The 20,761-nt window shown below is 64.9% G+C and carries 19 protein-coding genes, 2 tRNA genes and 1 pseudogene; 13 read left to right on the top strand and 9 right to left on the bottom strand.

The features are described from left to right. Nucleotides 1-650: 650 nt before the first annotated feature. Nucleotides 651-1,181: pseudogene (locus BMY25_RS18255) on the bottom strand (RNA 2'-phosphotransferase). A gap of 219 nt (nucleotides 1,182-1,400) precedes the next feature. On the opposite strand from BMY25_RS18255, the gene queC reads away from it, so the two are divergent. From queC to queE, 3 genes are read left to right on the top strand one after another with little or no spacing between them, the layout of a single operon-like run. Beyond that, nucleotides 1,401-2,111: a 7-cyano-7-deazaguanine synthase QueC gene (gene queC, locus BMY25_RS18260; RefSeq protein WP_092499347.1), complete on the top strand. Its 711-nt coding sequence runs from the start codon at nucleotides 1,401-1,403 to the stop codon at nucleotides 2,109-2,111. Further along, nucleotides 2,111-2,467 carry a 6-carboxytetrahydropterin synthase QueD gene (queD, locus tag BMY25_RS18265; protein WP_092499424.1) on the top strand — a complete coding sequence of 119 codons (357 nt, stop codon included), beginning with the start codon at nucleotides 2,111-2,113 and terminating at the stop codon, nucleotides 2,465-2,467. The genes queC and queD overlap by 1 nt, the downstream gene beginning before the upstream one ends. Further along, nucleotides 2,386-3,231, top strand: coding sequence for a 7-carboxy-7-deazaguanine synthase QueE (queE, locus tag BMY25_RS18270; protein ID WP_092499349.1), 846 nt, complete (start codon nucleotides 2,386-2,388; stop codon nucleotides 3,229-3,231). Before queD ends, queE begins: the two co-directional genes overlap by 82 nt. Nucleotides 3,232-3,242: 11 nt before the next feature. Here the strand turns inward: queE and BMY25_RS18275 are convergent, their stop codons facing one another. From BMY25_RS18275 to BMY25_RS18295, 5 genes are all read right to left on the bottom strand, one after another. Beyond that, entirely contained in the window at nucleotides 3,243-4,442 is a 1,200-nt protein-coding gene (locus BMY25_RS18275; protein WP_092499351.1) for a winged helix-turn-helix domain-containing protein, read from the bottom strand. A gap of 114 nt (nucleotides 4,443-4,556) precedes the next feature. After that, nucleotides 4,557-5,447 carry an SDR family oxidoreductase gene (locus BMY25_RS18280; protein WP_428976986.1) on the bottom strand — a complete coding sequence of 297 codons (891 nt, stop codon included), beginning with the start codon at nucleotides 5,445-5,447 and terminating at the stop codon, nucleotides 4,557-4,559. 344 nt (nucleotides 5,448-5,791) lie between these two features. After that, nucleotides 5,792-6,670: a sugar phosphate isomerase/epimerase family protein gene (locus BMY25_RS18285; RefSeq protein WP_092499355.1), complete on the bottom strand. Its 879-nt coding sequence runs from the start codon at nucleotides 6,668-6,670 to the stop codon at nucleotides 5,792-5,794. A 208-nt stretch (nucleotides 6,671-6,878) separates the two neighbouring features. Beyond that, a tRNA-Val gene (locus tag BMY25_RS18290) sits at nucleotides 6,879-6,953 on the bottom strand. 74 nt (nucleotides 6,954-7,027) lie between these two features. Next, nucleotides 7,028-7,699 carry an HAD hydrolase-like protein gene (locus BMY25_RS18295; protein ID WP_092499357.1) on the bottom strand — a complete coding sequence of 224 codons (672 nt, stop codon included), beginning with the start codon at nucleotides 7,697-7,699 and terminating at the stop codon, nucleotides 7,028-7,030. Nucleotides 7,700-7,880: 181 nt separating this feature from the next. Here BMY25_RS18295 and rpiA point away from each other — a divergent pair, with 181 nt between their 5' ends. From rpiA to BMY25_RS18315, 4 genes are all read left to right on the top strand, one after another. Next, complete coding sequence (rpiA, locus tag BMY25_RS18300; protein ID WP_255365518.1) at nucleotides 7,881-8,585, top strand: ribose-5-phosphate isomerase RpiA; 705 nt, start codon at nucleotides 7,881-7,883, stop codon at nucleotides 8,583-8,585. Between the two features lie 65 nt (nucleotides 8,586-8,650). Continuing rightward, nucleotides 8,651-9,322, top strand: a complete 672-nt coding sequence (locus tag BMY25_RS18305) for a DUF2059 domain-containing protein (RefSeq protein WP_092499361.1) — start codon at nucleotides 8,651-8,653, stop codon at nucleotides 9,320-9,322. A gap of 6 nt (nucleotides 9,323-9,328) precedes the next feature. After that, nucleotides 9,329-10,723, top strand: a complete 1,395-nt coding sequence (gene gor / locus BMY25_RS18310; RefSeq protein ID WP_092499363.1) for a glutathione-disulfide reductase — start codon at nucleotides 9,329-9,331, stop codon at nucleotides 10,721-10,723. A gap of 134 nt (nucleotides 10,724-10,857) precedes the next feature. Then, nucleotides 10,858-11,205: a hypothetical protein gene (locus BMY25_RS18315; RefSeq protein WP_238858418.1), complete on the top strand. Its 348-nt coding sequence runs from the start codon at nucleotides 10,858-10,860 to the stop codon at nucleotides 11,203-11,205. Between the two features lie 13 nt (nucleotides 11,206-11,218). Here BMY25_RS18315 and BMY25_RS18320 read toward each other — a convergent pair whose 3' ends face one another. Beyond that, the gene (locus tag BMY25_RS18320; protein ID WP_092499365.1) at nucleotides 11,219-12,295 is read right to left on the bottom strand and encodes a dipeptidase; all 1,077 of its coding nucleotides are present in this window, start codon (nucleotides 12,293-12,295) and stop codon (nucleotides 11,219-11,221) included. Nucleotides 12,296-12,529: 234 nt separating this feature from the next. On the opposite strand from BMY25_RS18320, the gene BMY25_RS18325 reads away from it, so the two are divergent. Continuing rightward, nucleotides 12,530-13,144 carry a YjbE family putative metal transport protein gene (locus tag BMY25_RS18325; protein ID WP_092499367.1) on the top strand — a complete coding sequence of 205 codons (615 nt, stop codon included), beginning with the start codon at nucleotides 12,530-12,532 and terminating at the stop codon, nucleotides 13,142-13,144. Between the two features lie 65 nt (nucleotides 13,145-13,209). Here the strand turns inward: BMY25_RS18325 and glnA are convergent, their stop codons facing one another. Both glnA and BMY25_RS18335 read right to left on the bottom strand, forming a co-directional pair. After that, nucleotides 13,210-14,619, bottom strand: coding sequence for a type I glutamate--ammonia ligase (gene glnA / locus BMY25_RS18330; RefSeq protein WP_092499369.1), 1,410 nt, complete (start codon nucleotides 14,617-14,619; stop codon nucleotides 13,210-13,212). Nucleotides 14,620-14,690: 71 nt separating this feature from the next. Beyond that, a complete protein-coding gene (locus BMY25_RS18335; protein ID WP_092499370.1) occupies nucleotides 14,691-15,029 on the bottom strand; it encodes a P-II family nitrogen regulator in 339 nt (112 codons plus the stop codon). Between the two features lie 181 nt (nucleotides 15,030-15,210). On the opposite strand from BMY25_RS18335, the gene BMY25_RS18340 reads away from it, so the two are divergent. The 5 genes from BMY25_RS18340 to clpX all read left to right on the top strand — a co-directional run bounded on the left by BMY25_RS18340 (nucleotide 15,211) and on the right by clpX (nucleotide 20,701). After that, nucleotides 15,211-16,713 (top strand): NAD(P)H-hydrate dehydratase, encoded by a 1,503-nt coding sequence (locus BMY25_RS18340; RefSeq protein ID WP_092499428.1) that lies wholly within the window; start codon nucleotides 15,211-15,213, stop codon nucleotides 16,711-16,713. A 126-nt stretch (nucleotides 16,714-16,839) separates the two neighbouring features. Further along, nucleotides 16,840-16,924, top strand: a tRNA-Leu gene (locus BMY25_RS18345). Nucleotides 16,925-16,996: 72 nt separating this feature from the next. Next, on the top strand, nucleotides 16,997-18,430 hold the full coding sequence (gene tig / locus BMY25_RS18350) for a trigger factor (protein WP_092499372.1): 1,434 nt from the start codon (nucleotides 16,997-16,999) through the stop codon (nucleotides 18,428-18,430). 215 nt (nucleotides 18,431-18,645) lie between these two features. Further along, nucleotides 18,646-19,290, top strand: coding sequence for an ATP-dependent Clp protease proteolytic subunit (locus BMY25_RS18355; protein ID WP_092499374.1), 645 nt, complete (start codon nucleotides 18,646-18,648; stop codon nucleotides 19,288-19,290). A 127-nt stretch (nucleotides 19,291-19,417) separates the two neighbouring features. Beyond that, entirely contained in the window at nucleotides 19,418-20,701 is a 1,284-nt protein-coding gene (clpX, locus tag BMY25_RS18360) for an ATP-dependent Clp protease ATP-binding subunit ClpX (RefSeq protein ID WP_092499376.1), read from the top strand. The last annotated feature ends 60 nt before the right edge of the window (nucleotides 20,702-20,761 follow it).

The raw sequence follows: 20,761 nt of genomic DNA on the forward strand, positions 1-20,761 counted from the left end.
CTTCGACGTCTTCATGGAATTCTCCTCGTCCCGATCCCGGGATCATAAGTGGAAAATTCCAGCTCAAAACGGTCCGAATTCCTGGAGGCACGTCACTGATCCGCGAACGCTGGGCAACCAACATCCGGATTGCCGTCGCTGTCGGCGCTCGGCTGAGGGCCTTCGACCTCGCACTGTCTTTGGCGCGCGTGGTCGGATCAGCTCGAAATCACCGCGTCAGAACGACGTATTCGCCAGGCGCTCCTTAGCACCGAGGGTGTTGAAAGCGTCAGAACGGCCTTCAAAGATTCAATGCCTCACCAGATCTCTCCCACGGCAGTCGCCGCGCTGATCGCAGCTTGGACGGCATTGAGCCGCCACCGGGCCGGAAATATCCTTTGCTTTCCGATCGTCGCAGAGGTGCAAAGGCTCATCCGGAATGTGAGAAAAACAGCTGACTTTTGAGGGGTTTCTCACGGCCGTTGTCCGTAAGTCGTTGATCTTGTTATGGGACTTGTCGACTTTTAATCAGTAGGTCGTGGGTTCGACCCCCACAGGGCTCACCAACTTCTTCAGTGAGTTAGCGGTACAGCTGGGAGAACAGCAATAGGCGCATGTGACTGCGAGAAACAGGCCTTATGGGTGACTGAGGCATCTTATGCGATGTTGACCTACCCTTCGAGATAAGCTGGTGGGACTTGGTCGGTGAGCCAGACGCCATTGTCCGCGCGTACGAACTTGGAGCCGTCTGCGTACATACGGGCTGCGTTCACCTTCAGGACAGTGGCCTTGCCGTGACGTTCTCCGACCTTCATGGCCGTCGCGAGATCGACCGACAAGTGCACTTGCTGCGTTGGCCGGGTCTCAGGCCTTCGGCAAATATCGCATCGAGATTTTGGATGGCGGTGTAATGGTTAGAGCAGGGTAGGAGGCTCGCTCGCCGCGAGGCCGAGATCCACGGCGACCGAGTGGCCTTTTTCAGCGCGAATGCGGGAGCCCTCATCGGAGATTGTGGAACGCCTCTTGTCACTTTCGGACACGACTGTGCGCAGGGTCTCCAGATCGATGGTCTTGCCGGCCCTCTCGGCCTTTGTCAGCAACTCGCTGACATCCGCCCAGCCGTTGACATCGAGGTGCAGGCCGATCGTCTTTGGCGCGTGCCGTAGAATATAGCTCAAGAACTTGCTGATCTCCTTGCTCATGGCGACCTGCACTAGGGCAAGTTCGCCATGTGCTCATGGCGAGTTCCGCATGTGCTGCGCCCGGCGCCGAGGCGTGAGGAACCAGGATCAACTCCCGGCTCCGTTCTCGCCCTCCCGATAACGTCATCGCGCCGCACTTGCGTTTGAGCCGCCGGGCGTTAATCAGAGCCCTTCGATTACCGGTCGCAGCCCACCCGGTCAAAACAAGGGAACTCACACTTGAAGACAATCGTCATCTGCTCCGGCGGACTCGATTCCGTGTCGCTTGCGCACAGGGTCGCCGCCGAGCGCGAACTTATCGGCCTCATTTCCTTCGATTACGGCCAGCGGCACAGCAAGGAACTCGGCTTTGCCGCCTCATGCGCCAGACGCCTCGGCGTGCCGCACCAGATCGTCGACATCCGGGATATCGGTCGCAGCCTGTCCGGCTCGGCGCTGACCGACGATGTCGCCGTGCCCGACGGCCACTATGCGGAGGAGACGATGCGCGTCACCGTCGTGCCGAACCGCAACGCCATCATGCTGGCCATCGCCTTCGGCGTTGCCGTCTCACGCGGGGCCGACGCCGTGGCGACCGCCGTGCATGGCGGCGACCACTTCATCTATCCCGACTGCCGTCCGGGCTTCATCGACGCCTTCCAGGCCATGCAGAACCACGCGCTCGACGGCTACGCGAGCGTTCGGCTGAGCGCGCCTTATGTGAACGTGCCGAAATCGGCCATCGTGGCGGACGGGACGAAGCACGGCACGCCGTTCGAAGAGACCTGGTCCTGCTACAAGGGCGGGGAGCACCATTGCGGGCGCTGCGGCACCTGCGTGGAGCGGCGCGAGGCATTCCATCTCGCCGGTATCACCGATCCCACGGTCTACGAGGACCCCGATTTCTGGCGCGGCGCGGTGGAACGCGCGGGCGAGCGGGCGGCAGGCTGATGTTCCGCATTACCAAGGAATTCCATTTCTCAGCCTCGCACCAGTTGACCCATCTTCCCGCCGACCATCAATGCGCGCGGCTGCACGGACACAATTACATCGTCGTGGTAGAGCTTGCGGCTAAATCTTTGAACGAATTCGGGTTCGTGCGCGATTATCACGAGCTGGCGCCGTTTAAGCGCTATCTCGATGAGAGCTTCGACCATCGGCACCTGAACGACGTGCTCGGCCATGACGACGCGACCTCGGAGCGGCTGGCGCAGCACTTCTACGAATGGTGCAGGGAGCGCCTGCCCGAGACGACCGCCGTCAAGGTGAGCGAGACGCCGAAGACCTGGGCGGAGTATCGGCCGTGAACGCGCCCTCGGCGATTTCCGCACGGATACGGGGAGCGGCGGAGGCGGTGGTCCGGGTTAGCGAGATCTTCGGGCCGACGATCCAGGGCGAGGGCGCGCTGATCGGGTTGCCCACCGTCTTCGTGCGGACCGGCGGCTGCGACTATCGCTGCTCCTGGTGCGACAGCCTCCATGCCGTCGACAGCCGCTATCGCGCGGACTGGAAGCCGATGACGAGCGGCGCGATCCTCGACGAAGTGCGCCGGCTCTCCGGCGACCGGCCGCTGACCGTCACGATCTCCGGCGGCAATCCCGCGATCCAGCCGCTGGGCGATCTGATCCGGCAAGGTCACGAGCGCGGCTATCGCTTCGCTCTGGAAACGCAGGGCTCGGTCAGCCAGGACTGGTTCGCCGAACTAGATATGCTGGTGCTCAGCCCAAAGCCGCCGTCGAGCGGCATGGTGACGGATTGGCAGGCGCTGGCGAACTGCGTGGCGGAGGCGTCGGCCGGGCCACGGACGGTGCTGAAATTCGTGGTCTTCGACGAGGCGGATTATGCTTTCGCCCGCGATGCCGCGAGCCGCTTTCCCGCTCTGGCGGTCTATCTTCAGCCGGGAAATCCGATTCCCGAGGGCGCGGAAGCGGAGCACGAAGCGGTCGATCCGGATGCGCTGATGCGGCGAATGGAATGGCTGATCGACAGGGTGACCGCCGACCGCTGGTTCGAGGCGCATGTCCTGCCGCAGCTGCATGTGCTGATCTGGGGCAACAGGCGCGGCGTCTGATCCGGCGCGCACTAGCCGAAAGTCGCGCGTAGCGGATCGGCAAGCTCGCCGCCGCCGACCACCTCCACGCCTTCGAGATCGAGCCAGTCCGCCATCAGCGAGAGCTCCGAGGCAAGTCGTTCCGGCGTCTCGGCGGGTGCCTGCGGCTCCAGAAGCGCGCTTTGCACCAGAAGTCGCCGGGATTGCCGGTCCGATTTCAGATCGACGCGGGCGACGATTTCGCCGTCCATCAGGAAGGGCAGCACGTAGTAACCGTGCACGCGTTTTTCCGCCGGCGTGTAGATCTCGATACGGTAGCGCATGCCGAAGAGGCGCTCGGCGCGCGAACGCTCCCAGATCAGCGGATCGAAGGGCACGAGCAGGGCCTGGCCGGAAATGCGGCGGCGCGGCTTGGCGTCGACATGCAGATAGGCTTGCTGCGGCCAGCCTTTCACCTGCACGGGCAGGAGACGGCCGGCCTCGACGAGTTCCGCGATTCGGGGCAGCGCGTCCGCCGGCTTCAGCCGGAAGTAATCGCGGATATCGCCGGCCGTCGCGATGCCGAGCGCCCGGGCGGACCGGTCGAGAAGCTCGCGCTGCGCATCGGCTTCGGTCGGTGTTGGCGCTTCCACGACGGCGCGGGGAAGCACGCGCTCGGGCAGGTCATAGACGCGTTCGAAGCTCGTGCGCCGGGTGAGGGCGGTGATCCGGCCCGACCAGAACAGCCACTCCATCGCGTGCTTGGCGTCGCTCCATTCCCACCAGCCGCTCTTGCTCCGCGTTTCCGTGACGTCGGAGGCGGCAAGCGGACCCTCGGTCGCGATACGCGCCAGCAGCGCCTCGGCTTCGTGCCGCCGCTCGCCCGCATAGGGCGCCACGCGTGACCACGTGCCCTGTCCGCGCTCGGCCCGCGCCATGCGCCAGCGCAGCAGTGGGTGAAAGTCGAGCGGCAGCAGCGAGGCTTCGTGCGCCCAATATTCGAAGAGCCGGCGCGGCTTGCCCCAGGCGGCCTTGTCCAGAAGGTCGCGGGAATAGGGGCCCAGCCGGGAAAAGAGCGGCAGATAATGCGCGCGGGCCAGCACGTTGACGCTGTCGATCTGGTGCAGCGCGATCCGGTCGAGCACGCGCCGCAGGTGACCCTGGTCGATCGCGCCGATGGGGTGGGAAAGGCCGAAACCCTGCGCCGAAAGCGCGATGCGCCGGGCTTCGGAAGCGGAGAGCGTTTCTTTCAGGACCGAACTGCCTTGTCGGGATTCGTGAGATCGATTGTCCGCACGGGAACGCGAATGACAAGCGTCGGAGTGGTCCGGCGCGGGCCTGGATCCGCACCGGAGCCGGGCGAAGGGTTACGGACCGCCATTGCCGCCGACCGCGCCGAAGACCTGCCCCGTTGAATAGGTCGCTTCCTGCGAGGCGAGCAGCACGTAGAGCGAGGCGAGTTCCGCCGGCTGGCCGGGACGACCCATGGGCGTATCGCCGCCGAACTGCGGCAGCTTCTCTGGATCCTGCCCTCCGCTCGGTTGTAGCGGCGTCCAGATCGGACCGGGCGCCACGGAGTTCACCCGTATGCCCTTCTTCGCGAGCTGCTTGGCCAAGCCCTTGGTGAAGTTCATGATCGCCGCCTTGGTCGCGGCATAGTCGATGATGCTTTCCGACGGGTCGTAGGCATTGACCGAGCTCGTGGTGATGATGGCCGAGCCCGGCTTCATGTGGGGCAGGGCTGCCTTCACCAGCCAGAACATGGCATAGACGTTGGTCTTGAAGACATCGTCGAACTGCTCGCTGCTGATGTCGAGCACGTCGGGCACCGCATGCTGCCGCGCCGCGTTGCTGACCAGGATATCCAGCCCGCCAAGCTGCTGGACGGCGTCGGCGACGAGCTTCTGGCAGACGGCCTCCGTGCGGATATCACCGGGCAGTGGCACGGCCTTGCGACCCTCCGCCTCGATGAGCTGCACCACCTCGCGCGCATCCGGCTCCTCGGCCGGAAGATAGCCGAAGGCCACGTCGGCACCCTCGCGGGCAAAGGCAATCGCCGCCGCGCGACCCATGCCGGAATCCCCGCCCGTGACGAAAGCCTTGCGGCCCGCGAGGCGGCCCGAGCCCTTGTAGCTCGTCTCGCCGTGATCGGGTCGCGGCGTCATCTTGCCGGCGAGGCCCGGCCAGGGCTGTTCCTGCTTGGGGAAGGGCGGCTTCGGATATTCCGTGACGGGGTTCGTCATGATCGGCGGCGTCATGTCGGGGCCCGGGCCGGCCTTTCGGGCGGCGCCTCCTGCGCCCTGTGCGCCGCCCGGCTGCGTCGCCTGCGCAAGCGCCGGCGTGCCGAATGCGGCGACCAGCCCGGTCGTGATTCCACCGACGACAAGGCGCCGGGAGCTATCGGGTTCTTCAGGCTTCATCTCGCGCTCCTCGTCAGGATTTCAGGCGAGGCGCAGCGCTGGCCATCGCCGCCGGTGGCAAGGACGATCGGCATGGTTAAGGCGCCTCGGCTCCTCAATTCCCGGCGGGCAGGCGGGTTCCTGCAGATCAATCGGCGCGTGATCACGATGGGGCGGGCAGGAACGTTCGCCTCTGCCCGGCCCTATCCGTTGAGCGCCGAGCGCTGGCGGGCCTGAAAGCGGTGCTGCTCGATGAAGCCGCGCGCATGACGCGCAAGCTCGACATTGTCGGACCAGAGATCGCGCCAGATGGCGGTCTTCAGCGATAGTTCACGGTCCACGATCTTCCGCGAGAAGGATTCGAAGGTGATGTCGCCGGCATATTCGACGTCCTGCAGCGCGTCGAAAACCGCCGGGAAGTCTATAGTCCCGGTGCCCAGCGGGCCGCGATGGCTTTCGCCGATATGGACGTAGCCGATATGGGCGCCGGCCTGCCGGATAGCCTGGCCCATGCCGGCTTCCTCGATGTTCATGTGGAATGTGTCTGCGTGCAGGAAGACGTTGTCCGCCCCGGTCTCGCGGATGAAGTCCACACCCTGCGACAGCGTGTTCAGCAGGTTGCTTTCGAAGCGGTTGACGACTTCGAGGTTCAGCGTGACGCCGGCGGGCTTCGCATTCTCAGCGACCTCGGCGATGGCCGCGACGCTGTTCCTCCAGTTCCGCTCGCTCGGCATGCGTTCGTATTTCCGGTGCGCCGAAAAGAGGATGCCGGCCAGCACGTCGCCCCCGAGATCCCGCGTCAGCGAGATCGCGTCCTGAAGCATCTGCTTGCCCGCCGCCACGACGGAATCGTCTTCGCTGGAAACGTCGCCCTCCGGTGGCAGGCCGATGCTGATCGCCGCCTTCATCCCGGAATCGGTGAGACGGCGGGCAAGCCGATCCACATCGACGGCCTTCGGATCGAGATAGGAGAACTCGACCAAGTCGAAGCCGGCCTCCTTGCTGCGATCGATCATGAGGTCCAGCACCTCGGGACTGGCCTCCGCACCCCAGACAAACGAATGGACCCCAACACGCGCCATGTTTCTTCCTCCCCGTCATGTTTGTTGCGGACACGATAGGTCGCGAGAAACCGGGGCGGCAAGCTGTTTGGCAGGGGCAAGGTCGGGTGGGGCGTGCCTGAGGCAAGAGATCCGGGATGGGCCGGTTCGAAAAACGGCAACAGCCTTCCGTCCGCTCGACAATCGTCGTAGCAGTCCGGCGCAAGTGCTTGATCTGATTGAGAAGGAATGGTGGGCGCGACAGGGATTGAACCTGTGACCCCTCCCGTGTGAAGGGAGTGCTCTCCCGCTGAGCTACGCGCCCTCTCTTCAAGAGGTGCCGCTCTATAGATTTGCCGTGCGGGCGAAGTCAAGAGCGCTTCGCCGCTCATCCCCGCATTATCGGCCGAGCAGCCGATCCGCCTCGGCCACGGTCAGCCCGTCGTAATGGTCCAACATCAGGTCCGGCGCGAGTTCCGCCATGGGGATCGTCGTGTAACCGAAGGTCAAGCCGATGAACGGCACCCCCGCATTTCGGGCGACACCGGAATCCGTCGGCGCGTCGCCAACCATGATCGCTGTCTGCGGAGAGCCGGAGGCTGCGGCGATCGTTCGGAGAAGATGGTCCGCCTCGGGCTTGCGGACACCGAACGTGTCGGCGCCGCAGATCGCCTCGAAGCGCGGGGCGAGGTTCATCTGGTCCAGGAGTTCGCGGGCGAGGTATTCCAGCTTGTTGGTGCAGATCGCGAAGCGCCACCCGGCCTGCGCGAAGCGGTCGAGCATCGGCAGCACGCCGTCGAAGATGCGGCTTTCCTCGCACATGTGCTTCTCGTAATGCGCCAGGAAGTCGTCGAACATGGTGTCGAGCTTTTCGGGCGGGACGGAAGCGCCCTGATGCCGCAGCCCGATCTCGATGAGGTGCCGGGCGCCGAAGCCGATCCCGTCGCGCAGGCCCGGGTCGTGCGGAGCGCCGAAGCCGTGCTTCTCCAGCACGAAATCCAGCGTGGCCAGGAGGTCGGGGGCGGTATCGACCAGCGTGCCGTCGAGATCGAAAACAAGGAGCGGTTGCATGATCCCGGCCTAAGGGCTGGTCGCGCCCGTGGCAATGGGCGTTTCGCCTGTCCCTCCATGCACCCGGGAGCGGCGTTCACCCTTGCTCCAGCGGGATGCGGGGCACGGCTATGATGCTCTGGCGCACCATGCTAAAGCAAATCATCCCGACCTTTGGTTGCTTTTCGCGAGCCCGGACGACTTGCCTCTCACCAACGATTCATCTGCCCTGAAGAAGCGGGCCGCCGAGGCTGCACTGGCTCATGTCGAGAACGGGATGCGCCTGGGGCTCGGCACCGGATCGACCGCCGCCTTTCTTGTGAGCGGGCTCGGCAAGCGGGTCGCCGAAGGGCTCCGGATCGTCTGCGTGCCCACCTCGGAACAGACCGCGGCGCTGGCGCGCCAACACAATGTTCCTCTCACGGATCTGGACCGCACACCGGAACTGGACCTCACGATCGACGGCGCGGACGAGATCGGACCGGGCCTGATGCTGATCAAGGGCGGCGGTGGCGCGCATCTCCGGGAAAAGATCGTGGCTTCCGCCTCCAGCCGGCTGATCGTCATCGCCGACGCATCCAAGAAGGTCGCAACGCTTGGCGCTTTCCCGCTGCCGATCGAGGTCGTGACCTTCGGGCTGGCGGCGACGGAGATGGCGATCCGCAAGGCGGCGCAGGAGCTCGGGCTCGCCGGCTCCCTCGAAGTGCGGAGCAGGGACGGCCAGCCTTTCGTGACGGACAGCGGAAACCGGATTCTCGACGCATCATTTGGCCGCATTCCGGACCCAGAAGCGCTGGCCGAGAGACTCGCCGCCATCCCCGGCGTGGTCGAGCATGGGCTTTTCATTGGGTTGGCCGATCTCGCCATCGTGGCGGGCGAGGGAGGCATCGAGGAAATCGATGCGTGACCCGCAAGACCTTTTGAACTAACGACGGGGCGGGAAGCATCCCGCCTGAACAGGAGTTTTCTTGCATGAACCGCTTGCTTGCCTCAGTTGTTATCGGGCTCGCTGCTTTCCAGATGGTTCACCCCGCCTTCGCGCAATCCACGGCTCCGGCCGCCGCGTCGGCGAAGCAGAACTTTCCCGATCCTGCCAAGGTTGATCCCGCCAAGCTCGAACTGGCCAAGCAGCTCATCAAGCTGAACGGCTCCAGCCGCGAGTTCGACGTGATCCTGCCGAACATCGCCGATCAGGCGAAGACCACCTTCATCCGCGCCAATCCGCAGATGCAGCTCGGCATCATCGATGTCGTCGACAAGATCGCGCTCTCCATGGTGGACCGTCGCGCGGAACTCGACGACCGTCTCGCGGCCGTGTGGGCGCAGTCCTTCGATCAGGACGAGCTGCAGAAGCTGGTGGACTTTTACCAGTCGCCGCTCGGCAAGAAATTCTCCGACGCGCAGCCTAACGTGATCGGCACCCAGGTCCGCGTTGCCCAGCTCTGGGCCCAGCAGATCAGCGAAGACATGACCAAGCAGATCGCGGCGCAGCTGAAGACCGCGGTCGCCAGCGAGGCCAAGCAGCTTGAGGGGGCGCAGCCGTCCTTCGCGCCTGACGCGGACACCGATGCCTCGGCCAGCGCGCCGGTCGAAGCTCCGGCTGCCAAGCCGGCTCGCAAGCCTGCCGCCAAGCCGGCGAAGTAATTGTCGATGGGTGCCTACGACTACGATCTCTTCGTCATTGGCGCGGGCTCCGGTGGCGTTCGCGCCGCTCGCAAGGCGGCCGAAACCGGCGCTCGCGTCGCAATTGCTGAATCGGATCGGGTCGGGGGCACCTGCGTCATCCGGGGCTGCGTTCCGAAGAAGCTTATGGTCTTCGCCTCGCAGTTCTCCGAAGCCTTTCAGGATGCGGTCGGCTTCGGCTGGTCGGAAACGTCGCCGAGCTTCGACTGGGCGACGCTGATTGCAAACAAGGATGCGGAGATCGCCCGGCTCGAGGGCATCTACCGCTCCAACCTCGCCAAGGCGGGGACCGAGCTGATGGAGAGTCGCGCCCGGGTCGTCGGGCCGCACAAGGTGCTGATCGAGGCCGAGGACCGCGTCGTCACCGCCGAGCGCATCCTTGTCGCCACGGGCGGGCGGGCCAATCCGCACGCCGCGCTGGACGGGCACGAGCTCTGCATCACCTCCAACGAGGCCTTTCATCTCGAGCGCCTGCCGCAAAGCGTTGTCATTGTCGGCGGCGGCTATATAGCGCTTGAGTTCGCGGGGATCTTCAACGGGCTCGGCGTGGACACGACCGTTGTCTATCGCGGCAAGGAAGTGCTTTCCCGCTTCGACACCGACCTTCGCCGCATGCTGCATGCGGAGATCATCAACAAGGGCGGCAAGATCGTCTGCCAGGAAGTCCTGCACAGGGTTTCCAGACGGGCCGACGGCCGGCTCGACGTGGAGCTCGGCAGCGGGTCGCTGATGCAGGCCGACCATGTGATGCTTGCCGTGGGCCGCGATCCGAATTCCGAGGGCCTCGGCCTGGAGGAGGCCGGCGTCAAACTCGACAAGCGCGGCGCGGTCGTCGTCGACGAGTATTCCAGGACGACGTCCGACCATGTTTGGGCGATCGGTGACGTCACCGACCGCGTGCAGCTGACGCCGGTCGCGATCCACGAGGCCATGTGCTTCGTGGACACGGTGTTCCGCAACAAGCCGACCAAGCCCGATTACCGGATGATCCCGACGGCCGTCTTTTCGCAGCCGGAGATCGGCACAGTGGGGCTGACGGAAGACGAGGCGCGGGCGAAACACGCCAATCTCGACATCTACAAGACCGCGTTCCGGCCGATGAAGAGCACGCTGGCGAAGCGCTCCGATCGCATGCTCTTCAAGCTGATCGTGGACGCCGACAGCGGAACGGTCGTGGGCGCCCATGCCCTCGGGCCGGGCTCCGGCGAAATGGCGCAGCTCCTCGGCATTTCGCTCAGGATGGGCGCGACCATGGACGACTTCAACGAGACCATGGCGGTGCACCCGACCGCTGCGGAAGAGCTGGTGACCTTCAGCGGCCCGACGCTCCGCATCCGCGACAGCCAGGAGCTGGCCGCCTGAGGCATCGCATCGTTTCGATGGCGGACGGCGGCCCGAATATCCCCGCTGCTGATAGCATGGACCGAAGGAGCCGGCGGGTTTGAACCTTAGCCGGCTTCTTGCGTTATCCCTGCTCGGACAGGCAGGAGCGACGGATGCATTCACTGGACCAGATCGAAGAAGGCCTGCGCGCCGGGTCGGACCGCGTGGCCTCGTTTTCCTTCCATCTCCTGCGCTCCAGCCTGATCGTCGGCGCGGCCTTCGCGATTGCCGCCTGGCATGACCGTCGGCGCGGTGAACGGGCGGGAGAGCGGCAAGACGCTTCGGCCGCCAATGCGGCGCTCGATCCCGCCGATCCCGCAGCGTCGTTGCCGCCCGGCACCTACGGGCAGGTGCGGGCGGCCGGGCCGGAAAGCATGCGCGACGGTGACGTGAAGCGCTGGGACCAGGTGGACGAGGGCTCCGACGAGTCCTTTCCGGCGAGCGATCCGCCCGCTTACTGAGTGGGCGGAGGGTTCAGGCCGCGAAGGTTCGGTCGAGCGCGGCCAGCCAGTTTTCGTGGCCGATCTTGCGGAGCAGTGCGTCGTCATAGCCGTGGGCGCGCAGCGCTTCCATCAAGCGGGGCAGCCCGGCGACATCGCCGATCTCGGCGGGAACCAGCGCGCCGTCGAAATCCGAGCCAAGGCCCACGCGGTCTTCCCCCACATGCTCGATCAGGTGATCGAGATGCTGCGCCATCGTGTCGAGCCCGGTATTGGCGTTCATCGTGCCGTCCGGCCGCAGGAACGACGTGGCGAAATTCAGGCCCACCATGCCGTCGCTGTCGCGAATCGCGTCGAGTTGGCGGTCGGTCAGGTTGCGGGCGTGCGGGCACAGCGCGTGGGCGTTGGAATGGGTGGCGACCAGCGGTGCCTTCGACAGCGCGGCCACGTCCCAGAAGCCCTTCTCGTTGAGATGCGAGAGATCGATCAGGATGCCGAGTTCGTTGCACCGGCGGACGAGGTCCTTGCCGGCATCCGTCAGCCCCTCGCCGGTATCGGGCGAGGAGGGGAAGCGGAACGGTACGCCATGGGCAAAGGCGTTGGATCGGCTCCACACGAGGCCGAGTGACCGCAGCCCGGCCGCGTGCAGGATATCCAGCATCACGAAGCGCGGGTCGATCGCTTCGGCGCCTTCGATGTGCATCACCGCCGCGACCGCATCCTCCGACATGGCCGACCGGATCTCCGCCACGGTCCGGCAGATCCTGAAGGCACCGGCGGAGCGACGTTCCAGCCGGATCAGGATGGATGCCATGCCGAGCGTCGAGGTCTGCGCGTCGCTGAGGCCGAGCAAGGGCGGCAGGGCGAGCTGGTAGCTCGCGCCGCGCATGCTGCGGCTCAGGTCCTCCATCTGGAGGGGCGGCGGGAAGATCGCGAACATGCCGCCGACGAAGCCGCCCTCGCGGGAGCGAGGCAAGTCGATGTGGCCGCCGCGCGTGCCCTCCAGAAACAGGACTTCCGGCTCTCCCGTCCCGGTCGCCTCAGCATTGTAGAGCCGGAGCAGAAGGTCGTTATGGCCGTCGAAAACCGGGATCAGGTCGGACTTTGACATGGGGCATTGCTTTCCGCTCACGGTGAGATCGACAGGCGGACGCGAACCGGCTGCAGTCGAAACCGTGAGAGCGTTGACGGGGAAGACCCCTGGGGGTCATGAGAAGCTCATGATCTGGAAACCGGCCAGCCAAATCAACCCACGTCTTTGTCGCTTCCCGCGGTCATTTTCGCCGGCGACCGACGAATGGCTCACGTTCCCCCCGGCTCCCGACAGCGGGAGCGGGGCGAGACGATGACAGGGGCCCCTTTGGTCACCGATCTGTTCGCTCTCGTTCAGGTCATCTTCCTCGATCTCGTGCTGGCCGGCGACAATGCGGTCGTGGTCGGCCTCGCGGTCGCCGGCCTGCCGGGCGATACGAGACGCAAGATCGTGGTGGCCGGCATCGCGCTTGCCGTGATGCTGAGGATCGGCCTGGCGCTGGTCGCCGCGAAATTGCTGACGATCGTGGGGGTCGGCTTCGCCGGCGGCCTGCTGCTTCTCTGGGTCTGCTGGAAGCTCCTCCGCGAGGTGCTGGCGTCAGGTGGCTCCGGGGGCGGCGAGACCGAAAGCGCTGCGAAGCCGAAGAGCGGCGGTCAGGCGCTGATGCAGATCGTGATGGCCGATCTTTCCATGTCGTTGGACAACGTGCTGGCTGTGGCCGGAGCGGCGCGCGAGCATCCGACGATCCTGGCGGCAGGTCTCGCGGTTTCGGTGGTGCTGATGGGTGGCGCGGCGACGGTGATCGCGCGGGTCCTGGATCGCTGGCGCTGGCTCAGCTGGGCCGGCATCCTCATCGTCTTCGTCGTGGCGCTGAGAATGATCTGGACCGGCGGCGTGGAGATCGGCGACGCCATGGACTGGATCTGAGCGGACCCCGAAAAAGACAAAGGCCGCGAACATCGCGGCCTTTGCTGGTGTTCTGACCGGAAGGATCAGACCGAGTAGTACATGTCGAACTCGATCGGATGCGGCGCCATTTCGTAGCGCATGTTCTCCGTCATCTTGAGCTCGATGTAGGCGTCGATCTGGTCGTCGTCGAACACGCCGCCGGCCTTCAGGTAGTCGCGGTCGGCGCTGAGGCTTTCCAGGGCTTCGCGGAGCGAGCCGCAGACCGTCGGGATCTGCTTCAGCTCTTCCGGCGGCAGGTCGTACAGATCCTTGTCCATGGCGTCGCCGGGATGGATCTTGTTCTTGATGCCGTCGAGGCCGGCCATCAGCATCGCGGTGAAGGCGAGGTACGGATTGGCCGTCGGATCCGGGAAGCGGACTTCCAGGCGCTTGCCCTTGGGCGAGTTGGTGAAGGGGATACGGCAGGAAGCCGAACGGTTGCGCGCGGAATAGGCGAGCAGGACCGGAGCCTCGTAGCCCGGGACCAGACGCTTGTAGGAGTTGGTCGACGGGTTGGTGAAGGCGTTCAGCGACTTGGCGTGCTTCAGGATGCCGCCGATGTAGAACAGGCACTCTTCCGAGAGGTCCGCATAGCGGTTGCCGGCGAAGAGCGGCTTGCCGTCCTTCCAGATCGACTGGTGCACGTGCATGCCCGAGCCGTTGTCGCCGAAGACCGGCTTCGGCATGAAGGTCGCCGTCTTGCCGTAGGAATGCGCGGTCTGATGGATGCAGTACTTGTAGATCTGCAGCGCGTCGGCGGACTTGATCAGCGTGTCGAACTTGATGCCGAGCTCGTGCTGGGCGGAAGCCACCTCGTGGTGGTGCTTCTCCACCTGCACGCCCATCTCCTTCATGTACATGAGCATGTCGGAGCGCAGGTCCTGCGCGGAATCGATCGGCGGGACGGGGAAGTAGCCGCCCTTGGTGCGGACGCGGTGGCCGAGATTGCCGCCTTCGTATTCGGCGTCCATGTTGGTCGGCAGTTCGACGGCGTCGAGCTTGAAGCCGGTGTTGTAGGGCTCGGACGAGAAGCGGACGTCATCGAAGATGAAGAACTCGGCTTCCGGGCCGAAATAGACGGCGTCGCCGATACCGGTCGACTGCATGTAGGCGAGGGCCTTCTTGGCCGTCGTGCGCGGGTCGCGGTTGTAGGGCTCGCCGCTGACCGGATCCAGGATATCGCAGAAGATCGCGACGGTCGGCTGGGCGAAGAAGGGGTCGATGACAGCGGTCTCGGGATCCAGCATGAGGGTCATGTCGGATTCGTTGATGGCCTTCCAGCCCGCGATCGAGGAGCCGTCGAACATGACGCCTTCGGCGAACATTTCTTCATCGACGAGATCGACGTCCATCGTGACGTGCTGCACCTTGCCGCGCGGGTCGGTGAAGCGCAGGTCGACGTATTTGACGTCGTTGTCCTTGATCATCTTGAGGACTTCGGAAGCGTTGCTCATTTTTACCCCTTAGTGGTCCCTCGTGAGGGTTCGTTTCCCGGCGTTGAGGGCCGGGGATTGGTGCGGGCGCCTTAGACGGCGTCCAGTCCGGTCTCGCCGGTGCGGATGCGGATGGCTTCCTCGACGGGAGAGATGAAGATCTTGCCGTCGCCGATGCGGCCGGTCTGCGCGGCGTTGCGGATCGCGTCCACCGCGCGGTCGACCAGATCGTCGGCCAGCACGACCTCGATCTTCACCTTCGGCAGGAAGTCGACCACATATTCCGCGCCGCGATAAAGCTCGGTGTGGCCCTTCTGGCGACCGAAGCCTTTTGCCTCGGTCACGGTGATGCCCTGCAGCCCCACTTCCTGGAGCGCTTCCTTCACCTCGTCGAGCTTGAAAGGCTTGATGATCGCCTCGATCTTTTTCATCCCAACGGTCTCCAGAACATGGTCCCGCCGAAGCAGGAAGCATGCCAAATTCTCTGCCCGGACTTTCGCAAGGGACGTGCAACCGAACGGCCCTTGCTTCTTTACTGCTCTTTAGAGCGACGCAACGTTTCGCGGAAGCTCACATAATGAGCAAGTGCACAGAAAACGGGCTATTTTGATGCTGGAGATTCTCGCGCCCACGGAAATGTCCCGGGTCGACCGCCTGGCCGGGGAAGCCGGCGTGGAAAGTTACCGCCTGATGCTGAACGCCGGTCAGGCAGTCGCGGAACAGGCGATGGAGATGGCGGACGAAGGCGCAACGGTGGTCGTGCTGGCGGGGCCCGGCAACAATGGCGGGGACGGGTTCGTGGCGGCGCAGCGGCTCGCGGGTGCGGGGTTCCGCGTGCGCGTGCTGCTTCTCGGGGCGCTTGCGAAGCTGAGCGGCGACGCCGCCAAGGCCGCTGCCGGTTACGCGGGCGAGGTCGGAGAACTGGCGGCGAACCCGGATCTCGACGCCGATCTCATCATCGACGCGCTGTTCGGGGCGGGGCTGTCGCGCGATCTCGATGGCGACGTGGCTGCCGTGGTGGAAGCCGCGAACGCATGCGGTTGCCCGATCCTCAGCATCGATCTGCCGAGCGGTATCGATGGCGCTACCGGGCAGGTGAGGGGCGCCGCGATCCGCGCGACGGCCACGGTCACGTTCTTCCGGCTGAAGCCCGCCCATCTCCTGATGCCCGGCCGGGTGCATTGCGGCGAGCTGGCGGTCACCGATATCGGCATCCCTTCCGAGGTTCTGGAGAGGATCGGGTCCAGGCTTTTCCACAACAAGCCGGAACTCTGGTCGAAGCATTTCCACGCTCCGGCGCTCGACGGACACAAATACGATCGCGGCCATGCGGTCGTCGTCGCCGGCGAGGCGAGCAAGACCGGTGCGGCGCGAATGGCGGCGCTGGCGGCTCTGCGCATCGGGGCGGGGCTCGTGACCGTCGCCTCGCCGAAGGATGCGTTGCCGGTCAACGCGGCGCATCTGACGGCGGTGATGCTGCGGGAAGCGGAAGGGGCGGAAGGGCTCCGCTCGCTGCTGGAGGACAAGCGACTGAATGCCGTGGCGATCGGGCCCGGATATGGTCACGGCGGGGAAACCGCCGCCGCCGTCGAGGCCTGTCTCGCTTCCGGTGCGGCCGTCGTTCTCGACGCCGATGCGATCACCGCGTTTCGCAACGATCCCGAGCGGCTCTTCCGCGCAATTCACGGGAGCGTCTCGGGCGTGGTGCTGACGCCGCATGCCGGCGAGTTCTCGCGCCTCTTCCCGGATCTGGCGGAGGGTGGCGACAAGGTGGCGAAGACCCGCGAGGCAGCAAGGCGTTCGGGCGCGACCGTGCTTTTGAAGGGCACGGACACGGTGGTGGCGAGCCCCGACGGTCGCGCTTCCATCAGCGACGGCGGCACGCCGTGGCTCGCGACCGCCGGGACCGGCGACGTTCTGGCCGGCCTGATCACGGGTATCCTGGCGCAGAAGGTGCCCGCCTTCGAGGCGGCCTCGGCTGCGGTCTGGATTCATGCGGCGGCCGCGCATGCCTTCGGCGCGGGTCTTATCGCGGAGGATCTGCCGGATGTCGTGCCGGCTGTGCTGGAGCAGCTTTTCGGCACGGAGCCCGCCCGCGAGATCCGCTGGAAGTAGGCCGGCTCGCTGCCGATCGCTTCCCTGTGACCGGCCAGGCGGGGGAAGGGCGGAAGAAGTCTTGCCCCCGTGACGGACATGCTATAGGAGCGCGGTCTGAATGACGCACGGTTCGTCAGCACGCGCGCGGGCGTGGCGGAATTGGTAGACGCAGCAGGTTTAGGTCCTGCCGCCGCAAGGTGTGGGGGTTCGAGTCCCTCCGCCCGCACCATGCTGGGGACGGCCGTCACCAGCCGGGACTCCCAGCTGCGCTACGCCGGGACGACAATCAGGAAAGAACGATATGCAGGTGAACGAGACGCTCTCCGAAGGGCTGAAGCGCGAATTGAAGGTGACTGTCCCGGCGTCCGAGCTGTCCGATCGGCTCTCGCAGCGTCTGGATGAGCTTAAGAACCGCGTCCGCATCAACGGCTTCCGTCCGGGCAAGGTGCCGACGGCCCATCTGAAGCGGGTCTACGGCAAGGCCGCCATGGCCGAGATCGTCGAGAACCTCGTCACCGAAACCTCGCGCGACGTGCTGGCCGGGCGCGGCGAACGCGCCGCCATGCAGCCGCGGGTCGAGATGACCGAGGACGAGGCCGAGGCCAACGAGATCCTCGACGGCAACGCCGACCTGATCTTCACGGTCGCCTACGAGATCCTGCCGACCTTCGAAGTCTCCGACTTCAAGGACATCAAGATCGAGCGTCCGATCGCCGAAATCGGCGATGAGGAAGTCGAGGAGCGCGTCAAGCGCATCGCCGAGGGCAACCGCGACTACGCCCCGGTCGAGCGCGTCGCCCAGGACGGCGACCGCGTGACCATGTCCTATCTCGGCAAGCTCGACGGCGAGCCCTTCGAGGGCGGCGCTGACGAGAACGGCCAGCTCGTGCTTGGCTCCGGCCAGTTCATCCCCGGCTTCGAGGAAGCTCTCCTCGGTCTGAAGGCGGGCGACGAGAAGACCATCGACGTCACTTTCCCTGAGGAATACGGCGCGGCCCATCTCGCCGGCAAGCCCGCGACCTTCGACATCGTCGTCAAGGAAGTGGCCGAGCCCACCGATGCCGAGCTCGACGACGAGTTCGCCAAGCGTCTCGGCATCGAGTCGATGGAGCGCCTGCGTGCCGCCATCCGCGGCCAGGTCGAGAGCGAATATGGCTTCTCCACCCGTCAGAAGGTGAAGCGTCAGCTTCTCGACGCGCTTGACGAGCGTCACAGCTTCGACCTGCCGGCCAACCTCGTCGAGCAGGAGTTCACGAACATCTGGCAGCAGGTGATGCACGACGTGGAGCATCACGGCCGTTCCTTCGAGAGCGAAGGCACCACGGAAGAGGCGGCTCGCGACGAATATCGCAAGATCGCCGAGCGCCGCGTCCGCCTCGGTCTCGTGCTCTCCCGCATCGGCGAAGACGCCCAGGTGCAGGTGAGCGAGGAAGAACTGCAGCGCGCCCTCTATGACCAGGTCCGCCGCTATCCCGGCCAGGAGCAGCAGGTCTTCAACTTCTACAAGAGCAACCCGGATGCCCTGCAGGGCCTGCGCGCGCCGATCTTCGAGGAAAAGGTCGTCGACCACATCCTCGGCCAGGTCGACGTGACGGACAAGACGGTCTCCAAGGAAGAGCTGCTTGCGGAAGACGAGGAGGAGGATTTCGATCATCCCCACGTCCATCACCATGACCATGGCAGCCATGACCACGAGGGTCACGACCACCACGACCACGACGACCACAATCATTGATCTGCCGAAGCCCGTTGCCAAACGGCGGGCTTCGCGGTCGCGATTGCACCGAATTCCTGAGCAGGCCGGGCTTTTGCCCGGCCTGCTTGTTAACGGGGAAAGCGTGTCGTTGCCCATGATGCAGGGTCTTGGGGATCGAGACAAACGGGCCTATGTAAGGACGACTCGCTCCTGCCGGTCGCCTGATGAGCGGCCCCTGAACTAGGTAAGCTTCGATGAGAGATCCCGCCCAGACCTATATGAGCCTGCTCGTTCCCATGGTGGTCGAGCAAACGAACCGCGGTGAGCGGTCCTACGATATCTATTCGCGGCTCCTCAAGGAGCGCATCATCTTCATTACGGGTCCCATCGAGGATCACATGGCTTCGCTGGTCTGCGCCCAGCTTCTCTTCCTCGAGGCGGAAAACCCGAAGAAGGAAATCAACCTCTACATCAACTCGCCGGGCGGCGTGGTGACCTCGGGCATGGCGATCTACGACACCATGCAGTTCATCAAGCCGGCGGTGGCGACGCTCTGCATCGGTCAGGCCGCTTCCATGGGCTCGCTGCTGCTGTGCGCGGGCGAGAAGGACATGCGCTTCGTGACGCCGCAGGCGCGCGTCATGGTGCACCAGCCTTCCGGCGGCTTCCAGGGGCAGGCCTCGGACATCGAGCGCCACGCCGAGGACATCATCAAGATGAAGCGCCGCCTCAACGAGATCTACGTGAAGCACACCGGACAGACCTACGAGTCCGTGGAGCGCACGCTGGACCGCGACTATTTCATGACGGCCGAACAGGCTCGCGATTTCGGCATCGTCGATCACGTGATCACGAGCCGGGCCGCGCTTGAGGAGGTTGCGGGCAAGCCGGCGGAGTGATCCCCCGCACGTGCCTGTGACATTAAGTTAATCTTGAAACCTCGCCCACAAGAATGCTTCGATGCATTGGAGGGGCGGGGGCCCGGTTCGGTCATCGGCCGTGTCGGGCACGCTTGAGAGGTCTAAGATGAGCAAAATCAGCGGAAGCGGCGGCGAGAGCAAAACAACGCTCTATTGCTCGTTTTGCGGCAAGAGCCAGCACGAGGTCCGCAAGCTTATCGCGGGTCCGACGGTCTTCATCTGCGATGAGTGCGTCGAGCTGTGCATGGACATCATCCGGGAGGAGAATAAGTCCTCGCTGGTGAAGTCGTCCGACGGGGTGCCCACTCCGATAGAGATCTTCGAGGTTCTGAACGATTACGTGATCGGTCAGGAACACGCGAAAAAGGTCCTCTCGGTCGCCGTCCACAACCATTACAAGCGACTGAACCACGCGGCGCGCAACAACGACGTCGAGCTGGCCAAGTCCAACATCCTGCTGATCGGCCCGACCGGTTGCGGCAAGACGCTGCTCGCGCAGACGCTGGCCCGCATCCTCGACGTGCCCTTCACCATGGCCGACGCGACGACGCTGACCGAGGCCGGCTATGTCGGCGAGGATGTCGAGAACATCATCCTGAAGCTGCTGCAATCGGCCGACTACAATGTCGAGCGCGCGCAGCGCGGCATCGTCTACATCGATGAGGTCGACAAGATCTCGCGCAAGTCGGACAATCCGTCGATCACCCGGGACGTGTCGGGCGAAGGCGTGCAGCAGGCGCTCTTGAAGATCATGGAAGGCACGGTCGCCAGCGTTCCGCCGCAGGGCGGCCGCAAGCACCCGCAGCAGGAATTCCTGCAGGTGGACACGACCAACATCCTGTTCATCTGTGGCGGCGCCTTCTCCGGTCTGGATCGCATCATCTCCGATCGCGGTCGCAAGACCTCCATCGGTTTCGGCGCGAGCGTTGCGAACCCCGAGGATCGCAAGACGGGCGAGCTGTTCCGTCAGGTCGAGCCGGAAGATCTCCTGAAGTTCGGCCTGATCCCGGAGTTCGTCGGGCGTCTGCCTGTCGTGGCGACCCTGGAAGATCTGGACGAGCCTGCGCTGATCCAGATTCTGACGGAGCCGAAGAACGCGCTGGTGAAGCAGTATCAGCGTCTCTTCGAGATGGAGTCGGTGAAGCTGAACTTCCACGAGGACGCCCTCAGCGGCATCGCCAAGAAGGCGATCGAGCGCAAGACCGGCGCCCGTGGCCTGCGGTCCATCATGGAAGCGATCCTGCTTGAAACCATGTTCGATCTTCCGGGCCTGGACGGGGTCGAGGAGGTCGTGATCTCCGGCGAAGTGGTCAGCGGCAGTTCCCGTCCGCTCTACATCTACAGCGAGCGCGGTGACGAGCAGCAGCAGAATGCCGGCCGTTCGGCCTGACCATGACTTTGCCGGCCGCGGGAGCGGCCGGCATTCCGGCTTCGGCCGGGAGGTCCGGAC

Origin of the sequence: Faunimonas pinastri (assembly GCF_900110915.1) — a bacterium.
Lineage (GTDB): Bacteria > Pseudomonadota > Alphaproteobacteria > Rhizobiales > Afifellaceae > Faunimonas > Faunimonas pinastri.

Coding starts and splice junctions, on each gene's coding strand:
- gor (WP_092499363.1), top strand. CDS start 9,329: ATGGGTGCCTACGACTACGATCTCTTCGTCATTGGCGCGGGCTCCGGT.
- glnA (WP_092499369.1), bottom strand. CDS start 14,619: ATGAGCAACGCTTCCGAAGTCCTCAAGATGATCAAGGACAACGACGTC.
- BMY25_RS18335 (WP_092499370.1), bottom strand. CDS start 15,029: ATGAAAAAGATCGAGGCGATCATCAAGCCTTTCAAGCTCGACGAGGTG.
- queE (WP_092499349.1), top strand. CDS start 2,386: ATGGTGCAGGGAGCGCCTGCCCGAGACGACCGCCGTCAAGGTGAGCGA.
- tig (WP_092499372.1), top strand. CDS start 16,997: ATGCAGGTGAACGAGACGCTCTCCGAAGGGCTGAAGCGCGAATTGAAG.
- BMY25_RS18285 (WP_092499355.1), bottom strand. CDS start 6,670: ATGGCGCGTGTTGGGGTCCATTCGTTTGTCTGGGGTGCGGAGGCCAGT.
- BMY25_RS18355 (WP_092499374.1), top strand. CDS start 18,646: ATGAGAGATCCCGCCCAGACCTATATGAGCCTGCTCGTTCCCATGGTG.
- BMY25_RS18295 (WP_092499357.1), bottom strand. CDS start 7,699: ATGCAACCGCTCCTTGTTTTCGATCTCGACGGCACGCTGGTCGATACC.
- queD (WP_092499424.1), top strand. CDS start 2,111: ATGTTCCGCATTACCAAGGAATTCCATTTCTCAGCCTCGCACCAGTTG.
- BMY25_RS18305 (WP_092499361.1), top strand. CDS start 8,651: ATGAACCGCTTGCTTGCCTCAGTTGTTATCGGGCTCGCTGCTTTCCAG.
- BMY25_RS18280 (WP_428976986.1), bottom strand. CDS start 5,447: ATGACGCCGCCGATCATGACGAACCCCGTCACGGAATATCCGAAGCCG.
- BMY25_RS18320 (WP_092499365.1), bottom strand. CDS start 12,295: ATGTCAAAGTCCGACCTGATCCCGGTTTTCGACGGCCATAACGACCTT.
- BMY25_RS18325 (WP_092499367.1), top strand. CDS start 12,530: ATGACAGGGGCCCCTTTGGTCACCGATCTGTTCGCTCTCGTTCAGGTC.
- clpX (WP_092499376.1), top strand. CDS start 19,418: ATGAGCAAAATCAGCGGAAGCGGCGGCGAGAGCAAAACAACGCTCTAT.
- BMY25_RS18315 (WP_238858418.1), top strand. CDS start 10,858: ATGCATTCACTGGACCAGATCGAAGAAGGCCTGCGCGCCGGGTCGGAC.